The 26,755-nt window shown below is 57.5% G+C and carries 21 protein-coding genes and 1 riboswitch; of the genes, 7 read left to right on the forward strand and 14 right to left on the reverse strand.

The window, feature by feature from the left end:
• Window positions 1-69 precede the first annotated feature (69 nt).
• Window positions 70-1,281 (forward strand): KpsE/RkpR family capsule polysaccharide export protein, encoded by a 1,212-nt coding sequence (locus AC13RM_RS17765; RefSeq protein WP_488555362.1) that lies wholly within the window; start codon window positions 70-72, stop codon window positions 1,279-1,281.
• Window positions 1,282-1,424: 143 nt separating this feature from the next.
• Window positions 1,425-2,525 carry a DUF4214 domain-containing protein gene (locus AC13RM_RS17770; RefSeq protein WP_285172095.1) on the forward strand — a complete coding sequence of 367 codons (1,101 nt, stop codon included), beginning with the start codon at window positions 1,425-1,427 and terminating at the stop codon, window positions 2,523-2,525.
• A 229-nt stretch (window positions 2,526-2,754) separates the two neighbouring features.
• On the opposite strand, the gene AC13RM_RS17775 is transcribed toward AC13RM_RS17770, so the two are convergent.
• The 11 genes from AC13RM_RS17775 to AC13RM_RS17825 all read right to left on the reverse strand — a co-directional run bounded on the left by AC13RM_RS17775 (window position 2,755) and on the right by AC13RM_RS17825 (window position 17,193).
• Entirely contained in the window at window positions 2,755-3,996 is a 1,242-nt protein-coding gene (locus AC13RM_RS17775; RefSeq protein ID WP_285172094.1) for a hypothetical protein, read from the reverse strand.
• A 458-nt stretch (window positions 3,997-4,454) separates the two neighbouring features.
• Complete coding sequence (locus AC13RM_RS17780; protein WP_285172093.1) at window positions 4,455-4,649, reverse strand: hypothetical protein; 195 nt, start codon at window positions 4,647-4,649, stop codon at window positions 4,455-4,457.
• 52 nt (window positions 4,650-4,701) lie between these two features.
• The gene (locus AC13RM_RS17785; RefSeq protein ID WP_285172092.1) at window positions 4,702-5,538 is read right to left on the reverse strand and encodes a class I SAM-dependent methyltransferase; all 837 of its coding nucleotides are present in this window, start codon (window positions 5,536-5,538) and stop codon (window positions 4,702-4,704) included.
• Between the two features lie 95 nt (window positions 5,539-5,633).
• Complete coding sequence (locus AC13RM_RS17790; protein WP_285172091.1) at window positions 5,634-7,784, reverse strand: tetratricopeptide repeat protein; 2,151 nt, start codon at window positions 7,782-7,784, stop codon at window positions 5,634-5,636.
• Window positions 7,785-7,976: 192 nt separating this feature from the next.
• The gene (locus tag AC13RM_RS17795; protein ID WP_167078169.1) at window positions 7,977-9,779 is read right to left on the reverse strand and encodes a Hint domain-containing protein; all 1,803 of its coding nucleotides are present in this window, start codon (window positions 9,777-9,779) and stop codon (window positions 7,977-7,979) included.
• An 896-nt stretch (window positions 9,780-10,675) separates the two neighbouring features.
• Complete coding sequence (locus AC13RM_RS17800; RefSeq protein WP_167078167.1) at window positions 10,676-11,866, reverse strand: Hint domain-containing protein; 1,191 nt, start codon at window positions 11,864-11,866, stop codon at window positions 10,676-10,678.
• 53 nt (window positions 11,867-11,919) lie between these two features.
• Complete coding sequence (locus AC13RM_RS17805; RefSeq protein ID WP_440479035.1) at window positions 11,920-12,651, reverse strand: outer membrane protein; 732 nt, start codon at window positions 12,649-12,651, stop codon at window positions 11,920-11,922.
• Between the two features lie 857 nt (window positions 12,652-13,508).
• Window positions 13,509-14,072, reverse strand: coding sequence for a DUF982 domain-containing protein (locus AC13RM_RS17810; RefSeq protein ID WP_440479034.1), 564 nt, complete (start codon window positions 14,070-14,072; stop codon window positions 13,509-13,511).
• Window positions 14,073-14,483: 411 nt separating this feature from the next.
• A complete protein-coding gene (locus AC13RM_RS17815) occupies window positions 14,484-14,729 on the reverse strand; it encodes a helix-turn-helix domain-containing protein (RefSeq protein ID WP_092706051.1) in 246 nt (81 codons plus the stop codon).
• Window positions 14,730-15,033: 304 nt separating this feature from the next.
• Window positions 15,034-15,567 carry an NUDIX hydrolase gene (locus AC13RM_RS17820; RefSeq protein WP_167078165.1) on the reverse strand — a complete coding sequence of 178 codons (534 nt, stop codon included), beginning with the start codon at window positions 15,565-15,567 and terminating at the stop codon, window positions 15,034-15,036.
• A 297-nt stretch (window positions 15,568-15,864) separates the two neighbouring features.
• On the reverse strand, window positions 15,865-17,193 hold the full coding sequence (locus AC13RM_RS17825; RefSeq protein ID WP_167078163.1) for a dicarboxylate/amino acid:cation symporter: 1,329 nt from the start codon (window positions 17,191-17,193) through the stop codon (window positions 15,865-15,867).
• A gap of 218 nt (window positions 17,194-17,411) precedes the next feature.
• Between AC13RM_RS17825 and AC13RM_RS17830 the strand changes: the two genes are divergently transcribed.
• Both AC13RM_RS17830 and AC13RM_RS17835 read left to right on the forward strand, forming a co-directional pair.
• Complete coding sequence (locus AC13RM_RS17830) at window positions 17,412-19,289, forward strand: sensor histidine kinase (protein WP_488555363.1); 1,878 nt, start codon at window positions 17,412-17,414, stop codon at window positions 19,287-19,289.
• Complete coding sequence (locus AC13RM_RS17835) at window positions 19,286-20,662, forward strand: sigma-54-dependent transcriptional regulator (protein WP_488555364.1); 1,377 nt, start codon at window positions 19,286-19,288, stop codon at window positions 20,660-20,662. The genes AC13RM_RS17830 and AC13RM_RS17835 overlap by 4 nt, the downstream gene beginning before the upstream one ends.
• Before the next feature lie 53 nt (window positions 20,663-20,715).
• Here the strand turns inward: AC13RM_RS17835 and AC13RM_RS17840 are convergent, their stop codons facing one another.
• From AC13RM_RS17840 to AC13RM_RS17850, 3 genes are all read right to left on the reverse strand, one after another.
• Window positions 20,716-22,326, reverse strand: a complete 1,611-nt coding sequence (locus tag AC13RM_RS17840; RefSeq protein ID WP_488555365.1) for a hypothetical protein — start codon at window positions 22,324-22,326, stop codon at window positions 20,716-20,718.
• Between the two features lie 212 nt (window positions 22,327-22,538).
• Window positions 22,539-23,414 (reverse strand): glutathione-dependent disulfide-bond oxidoreductase, encoded by an 876-nt coding sequence (gene yghU / locus AC13RM_RS17845; protein ID WP_113231202.1) that lies wholly within the window; start codon window positions 23,412-23,414, stop codon window positions 22,539-22,541.
• A 562-nt stretch (window positions 23,415-23,976) separates the two neighbouring features.
• Complete coding sequence (locus tag AC13RM_RS17850; RefSeq protein ID WP_015342994.1) at window positions 23,977-24,123, reverse strand: DUF1127 domain-containing protein; 147 nt, start codon at window positions 24,121-24,123, stop codon at window positions 23,977-23,979.
• Between the two features lie 234 nt (window positions 24,124-24,357).
• A riboswitch (TPP riboswitch) is annotated at window positions 24,358-24,454 on the forward strand.
• A 53-nt stretch (window positions 24,455-24,507) separates the two neighbouring features.
• Here AC13RM_RS17850 and thiM point away from each other — a divergent pair.
• The 3 genes from thiM to thiD are packed head-to-tail and all read left to right on the forward strand — an operon-like array spanning window position 24,508 to window position 26,755.
• Window positions 24,508-25,311, forward strand: coding sequence for a hydroxyethylthiazole kinase (gene thiM / locus AC13RM_RS17855; RefSeq protein WP_488555366.1), 804 nt, complete (start codon window positions 24,508-24,510; stop codon window positions 25,309-25,311).
• Window positions 25,308-25,946: a thiamine phosphate synthase gene (thiE, locus tag AC13RM_RS17860; RefSeq protein ID WP_488555367.1), complete on the forward strand. Its 639-nt coding sequence runs from the start codon at window positions 25,308-25,310 to the stop codon at window positions 25,944-25,946. Before thiM ends, thiE begins: the two co-directional genes overlap by 4 nt.
• Window positions 25,943-26,755, forward strand: coding sequence for a bifunctional hydroxymethylpyrimidine kinase/phosphomethylpyrimidine kinase (gene thiD / locus AC13RM_RS17865; protein ID WP_488555368.1), 813 nt, complete (start codon window positions 25,943-25,945; stop codon window positions 26,753-26,755). Before thiE ends, thiD begins: the two co-directional genes overlap by 4 nt.

Raw genomic sequence — 26,755 nt, forward strand, 5'->3', positions numbered from 1 at the left:
GACAATTAGCGTCCGTGACGTCCGCTCGCAGATCTGCAACGACAGACGATCACCAGAAAGGGCATGATCATGGCTCTGATCAACTCCGAGACCCAAAACAAGAAAGTCGATGCAGACCAGCGGCCGCAGCCTTTCCGCCGCATGATTGCCACTTCGGTTGCCGGACCTGCAAAAGCCCGAAAGCGTCGCAAGCATTACGGCCGTCTAAGCGTTTATCTGCTGGCGGTTATTGCCCCTACCTTGGCGGTCAGCGCCTATTACGCATTCATCGCCGCTCCGATCTATGTGTCCGAATCCTCCTTCGTCGTCCGCATGGCCGCCCCGCCATCCTCCAATGTCTTCGGCTCTCTGCTGCAGAACAGCGGGATAACGCGCTCGCAGGACGATACTTTTTCCGTGCAGGAATATATCCGCTCCCGCCAGGCACTGAAGGAACTTGCCGAACGGCTTCCCGTGCGTGCTATTTTCGGCAGTCCACAGGCGGACTGGCTGACGCGCTTTCCGCGCTTCTGGGAAAACAACAGCGAGGAACAGCTCTATAATTACTATTCGGACCGTGTCTCCGTCATTCACAACGACACCACAGGCATCACCGTCCTGCGGACAACAGCCTTTCACGCGCAGGATGCCGCGGACTTGAACACTTCATTGCTGGCACTCGGCGGCGATCTTCTTGACCGGCTCAACAACCGCGCCCGCGGCGATGCGGTTCGCTTTGCCGATGGCGAGGTGCAGCAGGCGCAGCAGCGGGTCATCGACGCGCAGAGAAACATAACGAACTTCAGAAACAAGGAGCTGATGGTCGATCCGAATGCCAGCTCCATGTCGATGATCGATCTCATCAGCAATCTGACGTCCACTCTCGCCAATAGCCGGGCGCGGCTTGCGGAAACGCGCAAGACTGCGCCGGATAGCAGTTCCATTCCGTTTCTGACGAGCCAGATCGCTGCACTGGAGCAGCAGATCGAGAACGAACGAGCTAAGATGGTCGGATCGGATAAATCCGTCGCGCCCAGAATTGCGGATTACGAAAGTCTCGTCCTGATGCGGGAATTTTCCAACAAGGCGCTCGTTTCCGCTCTTGATTCGCTCGAAGCGGCCCGAGCCGATGCCCGCCGCCAACAGCTTTATCTTGAGGTCGTCGTTCCACCGCAGATGCCCGACGAGGCAGAGATGCCTTATGCGCTCAAGAACATTACAGTCGTTTTCCTGTCCTTGAGCCTTTGTTATCTGTTGGGCTGGCTCATGGTCACCGCCTTCAGGGATCATGAAAGCGGCTGACCTTGCCGGAGCTATGATCGAACCCGAATATGCCGACCTCGATATTAGTGCCTCTGAGAGGGTTGTCTAATCGCAGTTAGGCGTGCCGCATCGCTTTTGCAACCCATGCATTTATTGAAGTTCACTATCACATAGAAACGGAAATGGAGCACATTGTGATCGAAGAGCAATCGAAAACAAGCAATGCAAAGGACGTCATCATCGCGGCATATAGAGGCCTTCTAGGAAGAGATCCTGACAAGAACGGCATGAGTTCTTATCTCGATTTGCTGGAGAAGAACTCAATTTCATATGAAGATCTTATACGGCAAATCAGTGGTTCTGATGAATTTAAGACCATACATGGATACATTCACACATATGGTTCCTCCAGAAGAGAGGCAATGGATGTATTTCGGCAATTCAGAAAGTATGAGGGTCCGGGCCGAGCAGGCTTTGTGACCAACTTTCTCGGTTGCGTTTCCAACGTGAACCATGTCGGTCTTGCAAGCCATTCGGGACTGGTTGAATCATTTCCGTTTCCCGGTAATTTTCATGGGGCCGCCTTGGAATGGATCGCGGTATTGCGTTCAGTTCTCGACGCTCGGGAGCGATTCAGCATGATCGAGCTCGGCGCCGGATGGGCACCTTGGTCGGCAATCGGCTATGCGGCCGCCAAACAGAAAGGCTTAAGCGCTCACGTGATCCCGATCGAAGGGGATCGCGGTCATATCGATTATATTCACCATTCGTTTCGTGAAAACTCCATCCTCGATAGCGATGCCGACGTTATCCATGGGGTCATCGGCGTTGAGGACGGGATAGCCAGGTTCCCTCGGGCAGCGCAGGCCGGGCATGTCTATGGCGCCGCCGCTGCTTTTTCTGGCGAGGGCAATGATGGCGATGCATTCGGGACATTCGTGAGGCACCATGGCGGCCTTGTCGCGGAAATTGAAGAGGTTACATGTTATAGTCTCGCAACGATCCTGAACGGCAAAGGGACCATTGATCTCATCCATTGCGATATTCAAGGTGCCGAGGGCGACCTCTTTGAACACCATATCGATGTGGTGACGAAGCAGGTGAAGCGCGTATTCATTGGCACGCATTCCGCTGACTTGGATCGACGCCTCATCAGCTTGTTTCCCAAGCATGGCTGGGTCTGCGAAGGCATCGTTGCCGCAAAGATGAGGGACGATTCGCACGGAGATCCGATGCTTGTTGCGGATGGTGATCAGGTATGGCGCAATCCGGCGTTTTTCTGATCCAGGTCCTGGGACGGTGTTTCGAAGCCTACCTCGTGTCGGCGTTTTCGCAAGGATGCTTGATCATTCGGCATGCAGGCAGACGATCAGTGACCTGGCACAGCGAATTGATCTTCATCCATCATCACGACCGCTTTTGCGGCGAGGACACCACGTCGCCGCCAGGCGACAAGCTCACCTAAAATCGAAAATACATCGTAATGCTAGAGACCGATAACATTCACCCAGGCTACTGAGCTTTATTGCACTCAACGTCGAACTGAATTTGAGAGCTTGTGGTGAAATTGGCATCCGTTAGGACAACTTGACCAACGCTTGCATACTGGGTCAAGACGACGGTCGAGTCCGAGAGCATCTGCGCCTGTACACTGCTCACCAGCCCAGACATGTTGAGCAGGACCATCGGCGTGCCGCCACCTGGATCTCCTACGCCGGAGGTGCTGCACAGGTATGGGGAGCCGGACACATTGAAGCTCCCCGTCGCCGCGCCTCCTGCTTTTGCTGAGAAGGTGATCTCGCCATGCAACTTGAAGCCGCCGTTTGGCAACCTCGCCGCAAATCCGCTCGATGTATAGGTCCAGCCCGTGCTACTGCCGCCGCTTCCGCCAAACTTCACGACGGGAGTCCAGGCAATTTGCCCAAAACCGGATGCACTGATGTTCCCCGTCGCAGTGTCTGCTAGTCCGCCTACCATGTTGTCGGAGTTGACCAGATTGCCCCACGTCCCACTCAGCGTGAGTTTGCCGATGTCCGTGTTTTGATTGAGGAAAAGCGATGTGCTCGATCCTCCGGCCCACGAGACCGTTCCGCACCAAGTGTTATGCGTGAAGAAATTTGCCTCACCATAACTGGTCGATGCAGAGAAATCGATGCTTGTCCCGCTGCAGTTCCATGTGGTGTCCTTCATATGGAATTCTTGCAATGCGGTCGCTGAGTTGAAATTGAAGAGTCCCCCGGTCAAGCCGTTATCACCATCGACATTGTCAATCCAAAGCGCACGAATGGTGGGAACTGTATTATCGGAGCAGAAAAAGCCCTTCGCGTTCGATCCCGTGTAGGTGTGATATTCGACATGCGAGTTCGTGATCTTGAAAACTTGTTGCGCGCCGCCGGAGCCTGTATATCCGCCCCATTTGAAGGCGCAGCCGACGCCACCCACGCCCGGATTGAACTGAATGCCGTCTAGAATGACCGTATTTGGGCCGCCACCAGCACCGACAACCGTCGTCCGCGTGAACAGAACAAAATCGTCAGAGTTCGTAAAATCCCCAGCATTATTCATCCCCCAGCGGCCGCCATAAACATAGACCTCGGGAAAACCGTCAACGACCGAATAATGCGTCCGGCATCGGCCTTGGTTTAGGTTGTAGACATGCGCCGCAATGCCAGCAATGGTCGGACCCCATTTTGTGCAGGTATCGAAGTTAAAGACACTAAGATCTCTGATGGTTATGTTGTAGCCGTCCGTCATCTGATAACCGACCGCACCGGAATTCGGCACCGATGGCGAACCGACGATCGTGATCCGCTCAATTATTCCGGGGCTATGAGAGCCATCGGAAGCAGCCGACAGGACGCAAGTCGAGTTAGCAACAGCTACGCATTTTATCCATGACGTGCCGGCATATCCCGCGTTATAATTTCCAGGCGCGGTAGCGGAGCCTCGTAAGCATCTGCCCTGGGGGATCGTCAAAGCATCCACATAAAATCCGTTTGTCGAGGGCGGTACGAGGACACAGATATTTCCGGCAGCAAACGCGGCGTTGAATGCGGATGTAGCAAGGGTAGATCCGTCGGCTTTCGCCCCCCATTCTCGAATATCTGCGCCTTCTGCCGGAAATGTAGCGACCCAGCATTTCCCATCGGCACTCGGTACTTGCGCACCACCATCGCCGGAACCGGAATTCATCGAGCAGGGTGAAGATGATGCTATGTAAAGAAGGGCGGAGCATCACCTGCCGCTGCATAGCCGAGACGCATGACAGCAGGAGGCCCATCCGACACACTCATCGCCGACAGAGCAGCGGTATTCGTTGCTGTCTGCACGTTGTCGGCCTGCGCTGCGGTGGCAATCAGCAGAAATGCAATTACGTGTAAGATATATCCATGGATGCGGTTTCGCATTTTATAGTCTCCATTGACCAATAGAGATGACGCCGCCGCTGTTCCGTAGGGTTTATAGTTTTGTGATAATAAGAAGAACGGATGTGGCAACAAACCCTTGCATATAGAGTTTGATGTGATCGCGATTATGCATTCCGTACGGCGGATAATCGAACAAGCGATCTTCGTCGTCGTCTCCTAGCCTTAAATCCAATGGCGCAACATCAAATCCATTTTCTTCCAGCGTCTTCTTTAGGCGCCGCAGATCTTGGCCTCGATAAATCACGTCGACTGCATTATCGATCGTGATCTCGTCAGACAAGCAATTGAACTCCGTTGTATGAACGGCAACGCCGCCTTTTCGAAGCAACTTTGACGATTCTTCTACGAAGTTAATTCCAAGCGCCAAGTTCCCTAGATGCTCAAACGAGCAAGAGCTCCAAATAAAGTCGTAACTATCCGGAGTGAACCCCGACAGATCCCGCATATCTGCCGGGTGGAAAGATACTCTGCGTTGGAATAGTTCTTTGCTTAGCAAATAATCTTTATAAAGAGCGTCGAGACCGCTCGCATGCTGATTGGTTCCGGTCCAGTGATCGGCCTCCTCTCCGACAAAAAGATCGGTTGCCTCGATGGTTGCTCCTTGGCTGGCAAAAAGCGAGGATAGAGGTTCAGTTCCGACAGCGAAGCCGAGGCCCTTGGAGCCCTCAATGAGCTTCTTCCTCTCTTGGAGAGCCTGTATTATCGCACACCATTCCCAGAGCTTTCTGTGATGCTTCAGCTCGTAACTCCAGTTGGGGTCAATCGCCTTCGCCCATCTTTCGAACCAATCTTCATGGAAGTGCTCATGTCGACAAACCACAGAAGACGGAAGCTGGAATTGATAGAACGTTTCTGTGTCTCCACCCATAAAAACTCTCCATACACAGCATTAATCTCCGAGATCGAGATACTGATCAATTTCGGAATTGAAGCGGACCAAGCCGCCTAACGGGACGGCATCGATCAGTTTCGGCCTAGCTGCGATTGGAGCATGACTTTCTCCAACAAACCCACTCGTTCCAGTGGATCCGCCCCATCGCAGTACGCAACGGCTGAGAGCCCGAGATGGCATGACCGATCGCCGGTATCACCAAATCTGCCCCGCGTCAGCAGATTGACCGTAACTCTCCCGCGTGGCCCGACGATGCCCTCGAACGAAATATAGGTCGACCGATCGACGAGCTGGAAAGAACACGTTTCTCCCCCGGCATCGGCGATAACGGCGATATTCTCGCTGAGAGGCGGACATTTCACCTCAAGATAGACGCGCACGCTCTCGCCCTCGGCGAGTTCGCTATCGAACACAAGCCGCGAGCGGCGTTGGCTTGCCCAAACGCCCCAATCCTCCATAGCGAACCAGCCTGAATCCCGCGCTGCGCGAAACGTGAGAATCCGCCGGCCTTCGGCAGCGATGCGCAACAGTGCCTTGTCGCCACCTTCGATGATCGTGTTGCGAGGCAAGCGGCAATTCAAAAGCCCAGGCTGGTCTCCCAGACCAACGCTCATGTCGATCGCCGTCGAGAACAGCTCGGAGCAGAACGAATCCCATGATTTTGGCACGAAATTCTCTTTGATATCGCGCTGCCAGTCGGCCAGCTCATTGCGATCAACAATGACCTGTTTAAAGACGTTATAGCCGTCCTCGACGTTGTACGGATTGATGTAACGCACGAAATGCCCCCCAACCTCTGGCATCGAGGTGGCGTTGGAGGCGATGCAGGGCTTGCCGTAGTTCAGGCTCTCGCCAATGGGCAGGCCAAAGCCTTCGGCAAAGCTTGTATAGGTCGTAAACAGAGAATGCCGGTACAGATATTCCAGCTCGTCATCCGAAATGTCGTTGAAAATGTAGAGCCAGTCCCCGACATAGCCGTGAGTGGCCAGATGGTGGCGCAATTCGTCGATCTGCCAACCCCATTTGCCCACCCAGACGAGTTTCGGTGCCTTCTCCCCCAGTTCGCGGATCAGGCGTTCCCAGATGCGGATCTGGTACATATGATTCTTGCGAACCTCGATCGTTGCAACACAGAGGACATATTCCTCCTCTGCCATGCCGAGGATGTTGGTATTAAGGATCCTGCTCTTCTTCTGTGTCTTCCGCAGCTCCGTAGCAAGCGGAATTGCCTTGACGGGCAGCTCGAAGTTGAGACGCTCCTTGAAATAGGCCCTGATTTCGGATGCGACGAACTCCGAATTCGCCAGAACGAAATCGCAAACCGACAATACGTCGATCAGCTGTCTTTGAAACTTGTCGACGGCGGCCTGCTGGACATATTCCGGATTCCGGATCTGAATGAGATCGTGAATGAATACGCAGAAGCGCATGCCCTTTTCACGAAGCTTCCGCATGACATCGTAGTGCGGATAGATCCAGAAAGCGCCCGCAACGACGAATATATCATCCTGCGTGGGCCAAACTTCGAAGCGGGCGTCGAACACGGCTGCAATTGCCTTATCGACCATGCTGCGATCGACGATCGGGACATCGAACTGACGAACAAGCGTTGCAAGTGCCGCGGGGCTCGCGGCGAGAATACGATGGCGATCATATTCGGGGATTACCGGGATAACGCGGTAATCCTTGAAAATACCGGACTCGATATGAAGGACGAGGTTGGCAACGACGCGTTGAATTCCACTCAGGCTCTTGTTGTGCTGAGCATATTCCATGAGGTCGGTAACATCGAGCCAAATGGTCTTCACCGCTTTTTCGCTCTCGGCGCTGAAATCGGAAAAGACATCACCGGCGGCACCCGCTGCCACGAGTTCTATGACGGCATCGTGGTTGCCGGGGTTGCATTCTACCGAGCGCTTGTAGCTTTCGATTGCTTCGCCCGTGCGACCCATGACCTTCAGCAGGTGCCCGCGCTGCAGGTGAATGTCGGAATCATCCGGGCTGAGCTCGAGCGCCTTCTGGTAGCGCTTGGCTGCCTCACGGTAGTTACCCGCCTCCTTGAGGCAGTTTCCCGCCTGAACCCAGATCCCCGTGTCCTCGGGATTGGTCTGCAGATGCTCGTCATACAAGTCGGCCGCTTTCTGCCACAGTCTCGCATCCCGCGCCACGTCGGCCTCACGGACGACATTTCTCATTTCTTCCTTGCTGCGAAAAATGTTCATGAAATCTCGCCCGGTTTGTTGGGTCAGGTTGATCGCGATGGCTAAGGGGATTTCGGCGATGGTTCGTCGGCGCTCGCAACTCCGCCGGTTCCTGCCGGAGACGGATAGGTCTATCCCATCCGTCTCCGGCTGCTGAACAGCGCCTCACTCAGTCGGCGGCCCAAAGGTGGGCCGCCGCAAGGTGGGCTTTCCTCAAGCGGCGCGGAGCCCCGCGACGTCTGTTTCTTCCGGCGCCACCCAAGGTTGGCCGGCTTCCGCATAACCGGTCAGGCGCAGGATCACATGACCCTTGCAATCGGCCCACAGCGTGGCCGGCAGCTCGAGGTGACCATTGGTCCAGGACCAGTTGCAACCTGCGGCGAGCTCTTCCGGATGAAGGCCGATGAGGCCGTCCAAGGCAACGACATGATCGGTCTTGAGGCCATCCAAGATGCGCAGGCTCTCAAGCCGCACGCCGAGCGCACGAACCTCGCGGCCGGGAGAGAAGGTCCGCGACACCAGGCTCGCCGTCTTGGCGGAAGCGGGGAAGATGAACCGGGCGAGGTCGCCGTCGATTTGCCCCTCCACGCGTTTGCCGTCGACCAGCATGTGCAGGTCCATATCCGCAGCCCGGCTCCAGCCGAGTGCCTCCGCCCGCGCGATCAACCGCTCGCGGATCGCCTCGACGAGGACACCGCGGTCGACGAAGGGGCGGGAATAACGGGTCAGGCTCTCGGCAACACGCTGGGCGGCGTCGACCTCGACAAGGCGACCATAGGCTCTGCCGAAGAAGGCGCGATTGCCCACTTCCATGTAGCTCTCGCAGCCCATGCCCTCGGCCATCAGCACATCATGGCTTTCCAGCTCCACGTGCCAATATGTGACCTCGGGCCACTCCTCGCGCACGATCGTCGCGCCATTGGCCAACTCGCCGACCGGCACGAACACTTCGCCCATCAGGTCCACGCATACCGCATGGCCGCCGGACAGAAGCAGATCGCGAGCGGGCAGGTTATCGCCGAAAGCGCCCGCACGAACCCGGACCGGCCATTCGTTGCGCACCGGCCGTTCGACCTGTTTGCTGCCGATCCAAATGATTGGCCGAGCTTCGCCGGTCGCCGTGATCGCCAGGTCGCCAACTCTCAGATCTTCGACGGCGACCTCGCCGCGGGCGGTGAGGATACGCGTTCCGGAAACGAAGCAGGGTGTTGCCACCGGAGTAATGTCTATCGCCGCACCATTCGCAGTGATTGTCAGCGGACCTGCCTGGCCGGCTGTGAAAGTGCCGGTCGTGAAACTAGTGCCGGCAACGGTGACATTTCCGAGCGGATTGTTGCCGCTGTCGAAAAGGCTGATCGTCTGGGAGCCGCCGCTCGAAGTGATGGTGTAGTGATCGATCGATCCGACCAGCCCCTGGAATTCAATCTTGTCCGTCGCGGCATCGAAACTATTGATGGTCGTCGACGAAAGATCGAGAACAGCCCCACCGGCGTTCGCGACGAAGGTGCCCCCACCGGCTCCGAAGTTGATGGTCGTGCCGTTCAGCGCGCTTATCAAGGCCGTTCCGTTGGTGAACGTGCCGCCATTCTCGATATCGACAGTCAAGCCACTCAGCGCTCCGAGGACCGAGCCGCCGGCAGCGGTGGCGGTGCCGCCGTCAACGATGACGGTCATGCTGCTCAGGGCGCTAATACCGGAATTGATGGTAGCGTTGCCGCCCACATAGACCGTGGACGAGCCTGCTAGCGCAGCGGTAATGTTGACGGTTGCCGTTGCGCCGGGGGCGACCACATAGTTGGTGTTCCCGAGAACCGAGAGGATGGACAGCGAACTGGTGCCATTAACCGGCGTCGCGACATTGCCTGGCGCGATATTGGTTACCGTTGTTGTCGTAGCATCCGGGTTGGTGATGGTGAGGTTGTAATTTGCACCTATCCCACCTATGCCACCAGGGTTGTAGGTCAGATTATATTGTACGCCACTCGCTGTGGTGGCGCTATAATTGCCTTCCGCCATGTTTCTTGCTCCGTTGAAGTAAACGAGTTCAGAACTAGTCTATGCTGACCCTCATCGCGTAGGACGATGGAGCTTCGGTTCGCCCTTCGCACATCTCCTTCAACGCCGTAGCACGAGGAACTCCAGAGCATGCAAAGACCATCAGCACTCTTGTCCAGGCAATCCCGCCCCTGCCACACCATTCCCGTCACAACAGTATAAAACGCGACAAAATCTTTATGATCATAGTTTAACAGAGATTTTTTCTGATTTTCTCCGAAGCGTAATTGACTTTCCAAAGCGGAATCACACTGGTTGTGAGATGGGTGCAGCGTCCGCCGTGATGGAGATTCGGGGCGCCTCGCTTACCGTCTAAAGGCCGCCGATCGATCGTTCGCCAGCTTTTCTCAGCAAGATTTTGAGGTTTGAGAATGGGGTTCGCTCGGATTGAAATCGGCTACGCAGCGCGAGGTATTCTTGCTCTGCAGCAATGCTCGATTATTTCGCCATCGCCGAGCCGCGCACCATCAGGGTACTCGCGGAGATTGTCGTTTCCGATAGTGGGATGGACGTCCCTGAAGGCACCGATGTGCCGAAGTTGTGGCGTTGAGAACCACTGAAGGAAGGCATAGATTTGGCTATTTAACAATCTTAACGTGCATAAGCAGTGAAGATCTTGTGAGCGCATTATAGCCCTAAGATCGACACCTATCGTTATGCCGTCAGGTCGATGGGGAGTTGATGTGTATCCCCTTTGTAAAACAACAGGTAAGGATGAGTAGTCGTGACAATCGGCAGATACTCAAAACAGGGAGAACGCGGGATGGAAAAGGACCCGCGTGTTTTCGAGGCGACCGGTAGCTCTCTCGAAGCTCGTCCATTGACCGGATCCACATCCAGTAAATAGGACGAAACCGTCAGGATGCTTCAGCCTCGCGGACTCGATAGCCCATTTCCTCCGCCCGCCTTTCGATAGACATACGGGCCTGCTGGAGCACTCTGCCGGCATAGACTGGCGGATAGCACCAGTCGTTCCAGGTGCGCGTTGCCGTGCTTGCAAAGGAACCGAACCGCAATACACCAGGCTCAAGGAAAGACATACGACCACCAAGAGCGAGATATGTCTCGGTCTGTGCGCCTTCGGCAAGAATGATCGAATGCTGTTCGAGCTCGATATGGTAATACTCGAACGGCACTAAAGTCGTCTCCTGCGTGATCGTCGTCCCGTTGAGGAGGAACTTTGCTGGAATCAACGATTCCTCCAGAAACATGCAACGGTCCGGCGAAACGTAAAGATCCCGGGACGGGACGTTTTCGGCAAGGGCGCCCGCCTGTATGCGAACCGGAAGGGTATCGCGTGGCTTATCGATCGCCTTCGGATCAATCCGGCGCCGTCCGACCCATCTGATTTCCGCAACGCCTTTGTGGGTGACCACAAGATCGCCAGCCCGCAAATCCTCGACCGGAGTATCTCCCTCGGGTGTGCGGATGAGTGTGCCACGCAGGAAGCAGCTCGTAAAAGTCAGGCTATCCGTGTTGGCATCATAGGTGTAGGTGACACCCATGGGTATAGTATAGGAGCCGAACGGTATCGCATTCAGCAAACCGCCGAAGAAGGTGATGGTATTCCCTGCTTGAGAGACGACGTTCGAGCCTACCACCTCTATCCTGTCTCCTGATTGAACGTTTACGACGTTCGGCGGGGCCGAGAGGCTCAAATTGATGCCGCCTGGATCGTAGGCGAAAAGCCCACTGCCATTTGCATCGGCAAAATCCACGGTAGCTCCGTTCAAAAGATCAACGGTAAGCAGGCCCACATCCGCCGTAATACTCGAATTGGCACCTATCGCATAAGTATAGGTCGAAGCGGCCCCGACATTTGCGAGACCGGCATTGATTGTCACATTCGCACCACCAATCGCTTTGATCGTTGTATTTGAAGCCGCGCCGATGCCGACGATGCTACTGATCTCGACATCAACGCTGTCAACAATCACTGTGCCTTTGGCAACAAGATTGAGTTGGATGCTATCCGAGGGAGTGCCGGCATTGCTACTATCAATCCTGGTCGTGCCGTTGTTGATTAGGTTGATGCCAATCAAAGCCATGTTGTTATCCCCTCCGACAGATTGACATGTTGTATTTTAGGGCAAAGCTGCCGTCAGAACTTGTAGTTCAGACCCACCCGAACGGCATGGAAATCAAGGCTGGCTTTGGAGTTGAGCGCATCCCCGCCCATGTTGCTGCTGCCGAAATCGACATACTGATATTCGAGTTTTGCCGTCACATGGTCAGTGAAAGCATGTTCGACGCCCGCACCTATGGTCCAGCCAGTCTTGGTCTTGTCATCGTCGAAACTTACGCCGGCCAATGCACCCTTGTAATCGACATGCCCATAGGCGAGACCGCCGGTGCCATAGAACAAAGTATTGTCATAGGCATAACCGATGCGAGGACGGACGGTGCCGTACCAGTCGATCTTGGAAGATGCGCTTGCGGTGCCGTTTCTGAAGGAGTCACTGATGTCAGCACCCTGAAAATCGGCTTCGAGGCCGACTACCCAGTTGGGGTCGAACTGATAATTGTAACCGATTTGACCGCCACCGAGAAAACCGGACCCTTCGAGCTTGCCGTATCTGCCGAGGTAATTTCCGAAGGAATGGAAACCAACATCATCGCTGCCGCCAAAACCGCCGCCGGCGTTCACACCCACATAGAAGCCGGTCCATGAAAATACCGGCGCAGCTTCAATAGGAGCTTGAGGCGGCGTGGAAACCGCAAGGTCTGCTGCATAAACGGTACTCCCCGCAACCGCCGCCATCAGGAAAACGGTGGATCCCAAAAACTTGCGCATTCGAAAATTCTCCTTAAAGGAATTCACGAGATTCAACATGTAACTTGTGAAAGTTCACGTTGAGGCCATAATATCGACGCGATTATAGCTGTAAATACGTAATTGCTAATAAATATTTTTATAAACTATACATTATTTGTATGATGCTGTCGCAATATGTATTGAGGTAATTCTGATTCTATACTTTAGCGAGCATCCAAATTCCGGAATTTGCCATTGACGATCAACGCGATTTAGAATCAGGCGGAGCGCTCCGCGTTGCTGCATGCGGACAACTCGCTCCGCCGACGAAAGACCGCCGTCAATTCCGATGACGCAATCGGATGCAACCTGTCGTTTTCGATATAGACAGTCCACGCGCTGTTCTGCAGGTTTCGAGCGCTACCGCAGATACCAATCTGCTGCGCCGGGAGGCCTGACGGGGCGGACCCTTTGAAGGAACGTCTGGCCTCCCAACTGCGCTCAACGCCCTGAGCCATCAATCTTTTCGGAAAGAACCCGGTCCGCAAAGCATGCGCTGAAGCAGACGCATATGGGCTGTGCTCGCGCTGCATTCACACGGGGAAGAACTCGGCATATCGAGCTGTAGCATTGCGGGACAAGTTGCGTGCCGGCGTTAGGCAACGGCTTACTTTGAAACCTGCTTTCCAACGTCAGGCGCAATCAGACCTCTGCTGTCGCTTTGCGTATGGACGACAGGGCAGTGGCAAGCCACATCTTCGTAGCTGTCGCAACCGCCAATTTGCGATGGACGGGAGGCCCGGCCGCCTTGCTTCAAGAACCGGTTGGGCCTCCTCGGTTATACCATGCGCAGTTCGCCATGCGCTTGCGTCTTTCTCGCACGCTGCAAAGGTTCTGTGAGTCCATGGGACAGGAAGCTTTGGCAGACTGGCGGCTTAATCGCCGGACGGAATGACGCGTATACTGGCCGCACCTGCTGCTTTGAGGAAGGCAGAGCGAACCTGTTCAGGCGAGGCTCTACCTTTGACGCCGTCGATACAGGCTTGTAACGCTTCTTCGAAGGCATCTCCGCTACGGATCGGCCATTGCGTCGTAAGATACTCTACGGCTTGACTGATCGAACCGATGAATTGAATCTCGTCACCATCACGCGGTGCGATGCCGATAGGCGCGAATGCCAATTCTTCTGGATCGTTGGAGGCGTCACTTAGCGGCGCCTGATCTTGATCCTCGGTGCTTTCGGATTTGGCGTGTCGCCGTCTCGTCACGAGTGTGGCGAGCAATGTCATATCCCGAGCGATCCGGTCTAGGGCTGCCAGTTTGTCCTCTTCAGCTGGCGCACGACCCAAACTGCTCTCTTCGGCTTGTGTTCGCTCCGGGGGTAAAGCCAGGCGATAATCCGCGTTCGTTTGACGACTGGGAACTTCAACAGGAATCGAATTAACGAGCTGCTCGCCATGATCGAGGTCGGCGCCGCCATTCTTATCATTCCGCCCCATGCCTGTATGTCCCACTGAGCATTATCGAATACATCTCATCTACGGCAGGCACTGCCGCATTATGCTGTTTCGATAAAAGTACGACTAATAAAACGTATTTGATTGGCACAGGTTAAAGCTTTGAAACGATTTTGACCAGTATCGCTACAGGAGAAAGAGCGATTACCTACAAAATCACTCGGATACTGGCTTATTTTCGATGTATAATTACAGAAGTTTTCGCTTAAAAAGCCGATAGACATCCGCGGCCGAAACGGACTCTCTTCGGCATGGAGATCTCTCCTCGTGAGCGCATAGCTCTCTTTGAGAGCCATCATGCCAAACCGGAGCATGTCGCGCCAAAATCTGCAGTGTTTTGCGACGAAAAACCCGTCGGAACGTTGAAGGGGCGCACCGAAGTGCGCCGCCTGCTCAGACGATGAAGAAAGTCGATGGAGGAACCTGCAATGCGGTAGCAATGCGGCGAAGCTTCGCTGGATCGGCCTCTGCACCAGCCTCGATTTCTGTGATTTCCTCACTGGTGAGGCCACAGGTCTCCGAGAGGTCGTCAATCGTGTAACCGATGGCTTCACGCGCCTGCCGCACCGCAGCAGCAATCTCACCATCAGGAACGGTAGAAACCTTTGAACTATCGATATTATTCGGAGTAATGGACATGAAATTTCTCCTTCCAAAGTCCGCCGGCCAATTCGTTGCCGGGTGAAGGCAGCTATTGCAGCCATGAGGCATATCGACCTAAACAGACACGGCCGAACGCTGCGTCAATATAGGCATCAATACGGCGAGGGCAAGCACGGAAGCGCATAGCTGCCAATCGCCTGGCTCTCGGCTAATGTCGCGATTTAATATTCTGTGATAGCGACAACACGTCACGGTTACAGAGGAATGAACGCTGGTGCGCACCGTCTTCCGACGACGGCCGCCGACCGGCCGACTGCGAACCACCCTGTAACGATGGCGATCACCTCCTGCCCTTTGCCTTGCGCGCCTTCCGCTCGGCCGCCAGCAGGAGCCCCTTGAGTTCCGGTTCACGCACACGATTGGCTGCCTCGATGAAGGAGACCCACTCGACGCGGCGTTGGCCTCGCTCCGGGAAGTCCTGCAAGGTCTGATCAACCTCAAGCAGATGCAGTCCGACAATGCAGGGGACGCGATTGCCGTCGGCAAGCTGTTTCAGATAGGTGAAATAGCCGAAAGGCTTTTTCTTCACTTTGCCGCGCACTCCGGCTTCTTCATAAGCCTCGATGGCAGCAACCTCGTATGGTTTCTTGCCCTTGATCGGCCAACCCTTGGGAACAACCCATCGGCCGCTTTCACGACTGGTGACGAGGAGCATCTCGGCATCCTCGCATTCGGATACCTTCCTGTAGCAAATGGCCGCATATTGCTCATGGACCTGGCCGTGCAGCAACTCCTCCGCATGAGAGGCAAGCTCGGACAGAAAGCTCCCCGACCGTCGCAAGGCTTTTTGCTGTGCTGAGAGTGAGGAGGCCATGTGCGCTACTCGCGATATGGCCGATCGACGCACACGCCTCTCGAAACTGGCTGGCTGGCGTTCACAAAAGTCGTCTGTGACACGCTGCCCTCCTGTCCGCTCGGGTTTCGTCGAAATTCACAATTGTCGGTATGATGCTGTGAGCCGTTGCGGTGACAGTTTTATGAAGGCGGCTGTTGATGACACTGGAGGGATCAGCCGTCTGGCGGTGGTACACGAAACTGTGATCGAACGGCACGAAAGCGAAAAAACGGCCCCCGAAGAGGCCGTTTCATCCCTGGGAGGATGATGCGAAGTTTACTCGGCGGCCTGCAGGGCAGGCACCTCGATTTCTTCGCTCAATTGCCCCGCCATGGCGGCGGCAAACTTGGTCTGGTCGAGCTCGTTTTCCCAACGGGCGACGACGACCGTGGCTACCGCATTGCCAACGAAATTGGTCAGGGCGCGGCATTCCGACATGAAGCGATCGATGCCGAGGATCAGCGCCATGCCCGCGATCGGAACCGACGGTACGACTGCGAGGGTCGCAGCAAGCGTGATGAAGCCTGCACCCGTGATGCCGGCAGCACCCTTGGAGCTCAACATGGCGACGAGCAGCAGCAGGATCTGGTCGCCGAAAGTCAGCGGCGTATCGGTCGCCTGCGCAATGAACAGCGCCGCCAGCGTCATGTAGATATTGGTGCCGTCCAGATTGAAGGAGTAACCCGTTGGAATGACGAGGCCGACGACGGAGCGCTTGCAGCCGGCACGCTCCATCTTGTTCATCAGGCCCGGCAATGCGGCTTCGGACGATGAGGTGCCGAGCACCAGCAGCAGCTCTTCCTTGATGTAGCGGATCAGCGCCAGGATCGAGAAGCCGTTATAGCGGGCGACGGCCCCGAGCACGACGAGAACAAACAGCAGCGATGTGGCATAGAAGGTGCCGATCAGGAAGGCCAGATTGGCGATCGTGCCGATACCATATTTGCCGATGGTAAACGCCATCGCGCCGAAGGCACCGATAGGAGCGAACTTCATCAGCAGGGCAACCATGCGGAAAATCGGCGTGGTCAATGCCTGCAGGAAATCGGTCACCGGGCGGCCGCGTTCGCCGGCAGCGCCAAGCGCAATACCGAAGACTACCGAGAAGAACAGCACCTGGAGAATATCACCCTTGGCGAAAGCGCCGACGATCGTATCCGGAATGATGTTCATCAGGAAGCCGACAACCGACGCGTCATGGGCCTGCGCCGCATAGTTGTTGACGGCCTTCGTATCTAGCGTCGCCGGATTGATGTGCATGCCGGCACCCGGCTGCACGACGTTGGCAATGATGAGACCGACGATCAGCGCCAAAGTCGAGAAGGTCAGGAAGTAGATGAACGACTTGCCGACCACACGACCGAATTTCTTCAGGTCCGACATGCCAGCGATGCCTGTCGTGACCGTCAGGAAGATGACGGGCGCGATGACCATGCGCACGAGCTTGATGAAGGCATCACCGAGTGGCTGCAACGACGTGCCGAGCTGCGGATAGTAGTGACCAAGCAGGATGCCGGCGGCGATGGCGGTGAGAACCTGCACGTAGAGATGCCGGTAGAAGGGAACTTTGGCGCGCGTTTGCGCGGCAGCGATGGGAGCAATCATGATGTCCTCCGTTAAGCCCAACCGATCTCTCGGCCCTCCGGGCGACGACTAGAATTCAACAGCCTCCGACTGTTTCGTCATCCTTTGCAATGACCGTGCCAAATGCCCGCCATGATTTTAACGTATTGCTTTTGTTGACTTTTAATTTCCTGAGCCGATCGAAGATCATCGACCTGTGCGACTATCCGCACAGATCGAATTGCGGTGCGCGCGAAATCATGCACAATACAGCAATGCTGCAGCGCCCGGCCAACGAACGATTTCTAACGCCCGAGCAACTGGGCCGGCGCTCCCGCCGGGTCTGGCTCGTGTTCGCGTTTCTAAGTGCGGCGGTCATTGCGGCTGGTCTTTATGGTGCGAATTTCTATGGTCGGCTTTCGGCAATAGAAGCGCTAAAGCGACAGGGGCACACGGATGCGAACCTCAAGGTTGCCCTGCTGCGTGCAGTCCTCGAACGTCCGCGCGCCTTGCCCCTCTTGCTCGCTGATGATCAGCAGGTGCGAGATGCGCTCGCCGAGAAGCACATCGACGATGTTGTCGCTCTCGACCGCAAGCTGGAAAGCCTTGTCTCGGGCACCAGCGCATCCGTCCTTTACGTCACCGGTAAAGACGGCGTTGCCATGGCCTCCAGCAACTGGCGCGAGCCCTTGAGCTTCGTGGGCAATGACTATTCCTTCCGTGACTACTTCCGCAAAGCCATGGAAACGGGAACCGCGGAACATTATGCGCTCGGCACGGTCAGCAATCGCCCCGGCCTCTACATTTCCCGGCGCGTCGGCGATGTCGGCTCCGCGCTCGGTGTCGTTGTCGTGAAGATGGAGTTTGATCAGCTGGAGGCTGACTGGAGCGAGACCGGCCGCCCCGCTTACGTGACCGACGAACGCGGTGTCGTGCTCATCACCAGCCTGCCCTCATGGCGCTTCATGACGACTGCCCCCCTTGCGCGCGAGGAAGCCGACGCGATTCGAAAAAGCCTGCAATTCGGCGCAGCACCCCTTTCGCCGCTTCCAGTCAGCCATCCCGAAGAAGTTGGCCCGGATGCAACCATCGTGCGCGCCATTCTGCCCGGAAGCAGCGCTGCGGAATATTTGCAGCTGACAGTCGCGGTTCCATCGACGCCCTGGCGGCTTGGCTACCTGATACCGACCGATCAGGCGATCGCCTCATCCGTGCGCGAGACGCGCTTCCTTACCTTGACCGTCCTTCTGCCGATCCTTGCATTCGCCGCTTTCCTGCTGCGCCGCCGCGATGTATCGGCTATGCAGATCGCCGTCAGCAGGATCGCGCGTGAGGAGTTGGAACGCCGGGTTCTCGAGCGCACGGAGGATCTCAGCCAGGCCCGCGACCGGCTGGAGGCGGAAATTGCCGACCACCGTGCGACGGAAGCCAAGCTGCAAGGTGTGCAGCAGGATCTCGTGCAAGCCAATCGCCTTGCCATCCTGGGTCAGGTCGCCGCCGGCGTCGCTCATGAAATCAACCAGCCGGTCGCGACGATCCGTGCCTATGCGGACAATGCCAATGTCTTCCTTGATCGGCGGCTGACAGAGCCGGTGAAGGAAAACCTTTCGGCAATCGCGGCGCTGACCGAGCGTATCGGCACAATCACCGAAGAACTGAAGGCCTTCGCCCGCAAGGGAAGGACTGCACCCGAGCCGGTTGACCTCAGAAGCGTGATCGAGGGAGCCGTCGTCCTGCTCAGAAGCCGCTTTGCCGGCCGCCTGGATGCGCTCAAGATCGAGCTGCCACCAACGGGGCTCGGTGTTGTCGGCACCCGCATCCGGCTGGAACAGGTGCTGATCAACCTCTTTCAGAATGCTCTGGAAGCCCTGGAAGGTCGTGACGAAGCCAAGGTAGAGGTATCGGTGCGCGAAACTCCGGATGAAGTCGAGATCGTGGTTTCGGATAACGGTCCCGGTATTCCCGCGGCAATCCTCGACTCGCTGTTTACACCCTTCAACACGTCCAAGGAAAAGGGCCTCGGTCTTGGTCTCGTCATTTCGAAGGATATCGTCGTCGATTATGGCGGCCGGATCGACGTCGAGAGCAATGGCAGCGGCACCCACTTCACCGTCCATCTGCGCAAGGCTACACCATGAGTGAGAGTTCCCCGGTTTTCCTGATCGACGACGATAGGGATCTGTTGAGGGCGACAAAGCAGACGCTTGAACTGGCTGGCTTTGCCGTTTCCGCCTTCTCTGCTGCTGCCGAAGCGCTCCATGCTCTCGGGGCCGATTTTGCCGGTGTCGTCGTTTCCGATATTCGCATGCCGCAAATGGACGGGCAGCAGCTCTTTGCCCGCATCAAGGCGCTCGACGCCGATCTGCCGGTCATTCTGGTGACTGGTCATGGCGATATTCCGATGGCGGTGCAGGCGATCCAGGATGGCGCTTATGATTTCATCGCGAAGCCCTTCGCCACGGATCGGCTTGTGCAGAGCGTGCGGCGCGCGGCCGAGAAGCGACGCCTTGTGCTCGAAAATCGGGCGCTGCGGCAGGCAGCGGAGCAGGCCCAGAGCGATCTGCCGCTAATCGGCCAGACCCCCGCAATTGAACGGCTGCGGCATACGCTGCGGCAGATCGCCGATACGGATGTCGATGTGCTTGTCACGGGCGAGACCGGCAGCGGCAAGGAAGTGGTGGCAAGCCTGCTGCATCGCTGGAGCCGTCGCGCAAACGGTAATTTCGTTGCGCTGAACTGCGGTGCACTGCCCGAAACCGTGATCGAGAGTGAGCTTTTCGGCCATGAGCCGGGCGCTTTTACGGGCGCCCAGAAGAAGCGCGTCGGGCGCATCGAGCATTCAAGCGCTGGCACCCTGTTTCTCGACGAGATCGAAAGCATGCCGCCGGCAATCCAGGTGCAGATGCTGCGCGTGTTGGAAATGCGCGAGGTGACACCGCTCGGCACCAATGAGGTCCGCCCCGTCGATCTTCGCGTCGTCGCGGCAGCGAAAGTCGATCTCGGCGATCCCCGCCAGCGGGGCGATTTCCGCGAAGATCTCTACTATCGCCTCAACGTCGTCACGCTCTCCATTCCGCCATTGCGTGAGCGGCGCGACGACATTCCCCTGCTCTTCGGCCATTTCGCCGATCGCGCCGCCGGCCGCTTCAAGCGCGAGGTGCCGGCCATATCCACAACGGTGCGCCGCCATCTGCGAGAACATGACTGGCCGGGCAATGTTCGTGAACTCTCGCATTTTGCCGAGCGCTTCGTGCTCGGTCTCGAATCGGCAACAACGGTAAAATCCGACGAAGCGCCGGCGGCGGATGAAGGCTTGCCTTTGCCCCTTCGAGTAGAGCGCTACGAAGCCGAACTCATCCGCGAAACCCTGTCGCAGAACAATGGCGACGTACGCCGCACCATCGAAGCGCTCGGCATTCCCAGGAAGACCTTTTATGACAAGCTTCAGCGACACGGCATCGTCAGAGGCGATTTTGCCGGCTTTGACGGAGATGATCGCCGAGGCTCATGATCCCATTGCCGATGAGCCACCACGCCAGCTGAAGCGCGTTTCCGTGATGCGCTTCAGGCGCTGCGGCGCATCTCCCTGGCATTGGGACCGTCGCTTAGTCGGGCTGCTGTCTCGGCGGTGCGATCCAGAACCAGCATCGCTTGCGCGACCACCGCCCCAAAGGCTTCATCGCTTCTGGAAGCGGCCACGACCAGCGGCGCGCTCAGGCAAATTCTAAGGGCACTCGCCGGCACATCACCAAAATCGGCGCAGCGAACGGGCTGCCCGAGACGCACCAACGCAACTCCATTGCCGCCGGCAGCCAAATCCTTGTAAACGGCAGCCATTTCCGTCGCCGTCAGCACCGCGCCATTCGTGCAATTGCGCAGGTAGAACGAAAAGATGGAGGGAATCTCGTCCCAGCGAAGAGCCGATGATGCGCCCCACAGCGCACGCCGGTCCAATGGCCGGCTCTGCAAAGGCTCGAAAGCCGGATCGTTCGCAAGACGATCAGAGACGGCGTCGGCAAAAGCGGACAAGACGGCAATCATGCGATCTTCGGCTACGCCGACGAGGCGTTCGAGCTCGAACAGCGCGGCTTTCCAGCGCAGCAGCAGGCCGAGATTGGCACGCTCCGGCAAAAGGTCGCGAGCGGCCCAGTCTTCTGGCCACTCCGCTTTCCCGCAGTAATCCGCCAGAGCGGCGGGCAGCATACGCGACTTGAAGCGCGCCGACATTTGCGGCGGGCACAGAAGCGCGCCGCTGAAAATCGGCCCTGCAAGGAATTTCGAACCCGTGAGCGCGACCATGAAACCATGTGCGAGATAGGCCCGGATCGTTGCCGCCGACAGACGAAACTGGCAGGCGTCGATCATGATATCCAGCACCGTCCCGAAGCGCTCCTTCAGACGCAGAACGGTCTCGAGACCTGGCGCTAGGAGGCTGGTCTTCGATACATCGGTTACCACAAGCAGGCATCTGAGGCCGGCTGCGCGAGCAAGCTCGATAAGGCCGCGCAACTCCTCCTCCACCTCGCTATCGGCACGAAGAGAACCATCCTTGTTGCGCACGGCGATCGTGGCGTTGCGCGTGGCATTCCCCGGTCGCAATTCCTCGCCCTTGGCAACGGTCCGTGCGCTACTGACACGGCTCATGAAATGCCGCCCGGCCGACGCCATCATGACGCCGCTGCCCGTTTCGTTCCCCATCAGCGTGATGGTCATCAGGGCACGTTCATCCTCGCCCGCCAGCAGCGCGGCCGAAAAAAGGTGGATGTCTGTGCCCGATGTGGCCAGGATCGCATCGATTCGGGCGGCCGAGTTTTGACTCAAGCCAAGTAAGCGCAGCAGATCGTCACGCACGTGCTTGATTTCGCGATCGTAGACAGCCGCCGACGATCCCGCTTCCATCGCCCTCATCAGATCCGCGTAATAGGATTCGACCGCGGCGAAGGCGGCGGCGGAGATGGTGGATGCCGTCGACGAGCCGAAAGCGAGATCTTCGGGCCGCGGTGCCGGACCATAGCCATACATGTTGAGCCCGCTGACCGGATCGCAATCCAGCCGCTCATCGCCTCCCGACACCAGGTACTTCAGGAGCGTATCCCTCGCCTCGCCTCGCTGCTGCGACGCCGCACCCGCGGTCATGTTTTCATCCAGGGCACAATCGTCAGCAATTTGCTGCATGGAGAAGCATTCCTCTTTCGCCAATGTCGACACGCTTTGCAGAATCGCGCTGCGGTCTATGCCGAGCGGGGGAGCCTCGGCAGCCGAACATTACGCTTCACAAGATGGAGCGAGGCTGACTTGCCAAGGCCGGCAGCACCCGCAGTAAGCAAAATAAAAAAGCTCGCGATCCGGAGGGTCGCGAGCTCATTTCTGCAAAGCGAATTGGCATATCAGCCGGCTGCTTCCAGCTTATCCTGCGTCTTCGTATCGAAGTCGCTGGCATCGTGGCGCTCACGCAGCTGCTCGGATGGATCGCCCGACATGCGGTTGACCATGCGGCCGCGCTTGACGGCAGGACGCGAGTAGATTTGCTCGGCCCAGCGCTGCACGTTCTTGTAGTCCTGCACCTGCAGGAACTCGGCCGCGCCATACTGCCACCCCTTGGCCAAACCGCCGTACCACGGCCAGATGGCGATATCGGCAATCGTGTAGTCGCTGCCGGCTATATATTCGCTTTCGGCCAGGCGGCGATCGAGAACATCGAGCTGACGCTTCACCTCCATGGCAAAACGGTCGATCGCATATTCGATCTTCGTCGGCGCATAGGCGTAGAAGTGACCGAAGCCGCCGCCGAGATAGGGAGCGCTGCCCATCTGCCAGAACAGCCAGGAGATGCATTCGGCACGAGCCGGCTGCTCGGTCGGCAGGAAGGCGCCGAACTTTTCGGCGAGGTACATCAAAATCGAGGCCGATTCGAAAACGCGGACCGGCTTAGGCCCGCTGCGGTCGAGCAAGGCCGGAATCTTGGAGTTCGGATTGACGTCGACGAAACCGCTGCCGAACTGATCGCCCTCACCGATCTTGATCAGCCAGGCATCATATTCCGCGCCGCTGTGACCAAGCGCCAGCAGCTCTTCGAGCATGATGGTGACTTTCACGCCGTTCGGCGTTCCAAGCGAATAGAGCTGAAGGGGATGGCGTCCCACAGGCAGTTCCTTCTCGTGGGTAGGGCCGGCGATCGGGCGATTGATATTGGCGAACTGGCCGCCATTGGCCTTGTTCCAGGTCCAGATTTTCGGCGGCGTATATTCGGCAGAACCGGTCATGGGCATCCTCCTTTTTCGGGAATCGAATTTGGGCGATCTTCGATGTAGCGCGCTACATAGGTCGCACATAGGGGCCGCTCTTCATTTTTGCGAGAGGAGAATGCGCACTCTTTAACTCGGAAGCGCTCTTGCCGCCCCGGTTAGGGCGCGGACTCTTCGACCACGTTAGGCCATTGGAAATGTCTGGAGGTTCATGAAACGAAAAAGCCTGCCGCGGGAGGAGGAGCGGCAGGCTTTTTACAAGAACCGAACAGCGGATGGGAGGAGGAGTTCCGCTATTCCTGCAGCCGTCCCTGGGAGGAGGATAAGGACGTCTGCCAAGCGAAGGGATGCGGGAGGAGGTGCATCGCTTCGATAAAGACAAACATACCAGTCTTTTGCTCAGTTCATAGGCATTTCTTTGCAAGGCAGTTATGCGCCATGCGAAAACCGGGCAGCTAGATCGAACGCAATCTTCAACCAGCACGGCGAAGAATGAGCGGGATGCCCACAAAGCAAAAGCGCCTGCTCGGGGGAACAGGCGCTGGCATAATGCAGCTTTTATAAGGAGCCGTTGCGGCCGTTAGCGAGCGATCGCTGCGCGGGCAACGTTGCGGATTTCGCCGCGATCGATACCCAGATCATGCAGTTCGCGCGTGGACATACGGCCCAGTTCGGCGACCGTCTGACGATACTTGCGCCAGTTATTGAAAGAGCGTGCTACGTTCATGATGATCCCCTTTCCTTGGGCTTTCGAAGCTGAGCTGCCGTGCTTGGCGCTCCCGTCGCTTCGATGAGAAATATATAGTCGAAACCCTCGGCTTTTTGCAGAGCTAAGGAATCACTGCACCTATGCAAATTCTGCATATGTCGCCCGAAAAGCAGGCGGTCGTCATCCTGTCGATCACGCCTGCCTTTGCGATTTGCTGATGACAGCGCCTCCTTTGTCTGCGAAAAGAAGAGAGATGAGAGACAGGGGCGTCCGCCATTCGGCGGGCTGAGAAGCACCCTTCGAACCTGAACCAGATCATGCTGGCGGAGGGAGTCGCTCGGGACCTCGCGAAACACTGCACGTCGTCCCCACGCGTCTCGCCCGCCCGAAAGAAGGGGCGATATGCAGAACCAAATCACAGCAGGCAATCAGCTTCGCACCATGCGGGCCAATCCTCCGCTGGTGCAATGCATCACCAATTTCGTCGCCATGAATATCGCGGCCAATGTGATGCTTGCCGCCGGGGCATCGCCGGCAATGGTACATGCCGAAGAGGAAGCCGGCGAGTTTGCCGCTATCTCCGGCGCACTGACAATCAATATCGGCACGCTCTCGTCCGGCTGGCTTGCCGGCATGTTGAAGGCCGCGCAGTCGGCAAACGAGGTGGGCAAACCCTGGGTCCTCGATCCCGTCGCCCATTATGCGACTGCGTTTCGTCGCGGTGCCATCGCGCGCTTGCTGGAATTAAAGCCGACAATCATTCGCGGCAACGCATCCGAGATCATCGCGCTTGCCGGCGGCACGAGCCGCGGCCAGGGCGTCGATAGCAGGGATGCCGTCGAGCAGGCGGAAGATTCCGCCCGTCAGCTTGCGGAAAAGCACAGCTGCGTGGTGGCAGTCACCGGCGTTACGGATTTTGTGACGGATGGGCAGAAGGCGAAGCGCATCGCAGGTGGTTCGCCATTGATGCCGCAAGTAACCGCACTTGGATGCTCGCTAACATGCCTCGTCGGTGCGTTTGCGGCGGCAGCTTCGGATGATCCATTCGACGCGACGGTAGCGGCGCTTGCCGTCTTTGCCGTTGCCGGCGAACAGGCGGGAGCAATTGCAGATGGCCCAGGCTCCTTCTCCTGGCGCTTCCTCGATGCCCTTGCCGCCCTCACCCCGGAAACGCTGGATCGCGACGCAAGGATATCGGCAGCATGAAGAAAGACTTCAATCTCTCGCTCTATCTCGTCCTCGATCCGCTGCTATGCCGTGATCTCGGCATGGTGGAGACAACGCGGGCGGCAGTGGCCGGTGGCGCCACCATCATCCAGCTTCGCGACAAGGAGGCTTCGACCGCTGCCATGATCGAGACGGGCCGCGCCCTCAAGCAAATCCTGCACGGAACGAATGTCCGGCTGATCGTCAACGACAATGTCGAGGCCGCCATCGCCATCGGCGCGGACGGCCTTCACATCGGCCAGGAAGATATGAATGCCGCCGACGCCCGCCGCATGATCGGACCGGACATGATCCTCGGCCTCTCGGTGGAAACGGAAGCGCTTGCCTCCTCCATAGATGCCCGCATCGTCGACTATGCCGGGATCGGCCCGGTCTTTGCCACGCCCACCAAGCCCGACCACAAGCGGCCGATCGGCTTCGACGGGCTTGCCCGCATCGTCAGGCTTTGCCCAGTTCCATCAGTCGCGATCGGCGGCCTGAAAGCAGAGCATGCCGCAAGCGTTTACTCGGCCGGAGCCGATGGTCTCGCGGTTGTCTCGGCCATTTGCGGCCAACCGGACCCGCAAGCCGCGACAACCATCATCGCGAAAGCCATCAAGGAGGCTCGCCAATGATCCGCAATGTCTTATCCATCGCTGGCTCCGATCCCTCCGGCGGCGCTGGCATTCAGGCCGACCTAAAGGCTTTCTCCGCCCGCGGCGTTTATGGAATGGCAGCTCTGACCGCATTGACCGCGCAGAACACGCAGGGCGTCTCAGGCGTCCATCCCGTGCCTCCACATTTTGTGGCAGACCAGATCAATGCGATCTTTGCCGACATCCGCGTGGATGCCGTCAAGATCGGCATGATCGCCAATGCCGCCATCGCCGATGCCGTCGCGGACATTCTGGCGCGACATCGTGATGTGCCCGTCGTCCTCGACCCAGTCATGATTGCCAAGGGTGGCGCTGCCCTGCTCGCCGCCGATGCCATTGACGTGCTGACCACACGATTGCTGCCGCTTGCGACCGTCGTTACCCCGAACCTGCCCGAGGCGGCTGCGCTGTTGCATGACGCCGAGGCGAAAAGCCGCAAAGACATGGCGCGCCAGGCGCTTGCGTTGGCAGCGCTCGGACCTTCGGCTGTCCTCGTCAAGGGTGGTCATCTCGAAGGGGATGAAAGCCCGGATGTGCTCGCAAGCGGCGGTCATCTTACCTGGTTCGAAGCCGAGCGGCTGCCGACCAAGAATACGCATGGAACGGGTTGCACGCTTTCCAGCGCCATTGCCGCCGAGATCGCCAAAGGCCTGTCGCTCGCCGAAGCCGTTGCATCCGCCAAAGCCTATCTCGCCGCCGCGGTTGCTGCCGCAGGCCAGCTTTCCGTAGGAAGCGGTCATGGACCTGTGCAGCATTTCCATGCGCTCTGGCAGAAAAACAAGGAGTAG

The organism is Martinezella sp. CNPSo 3732, from assembly GCF_057784515.1.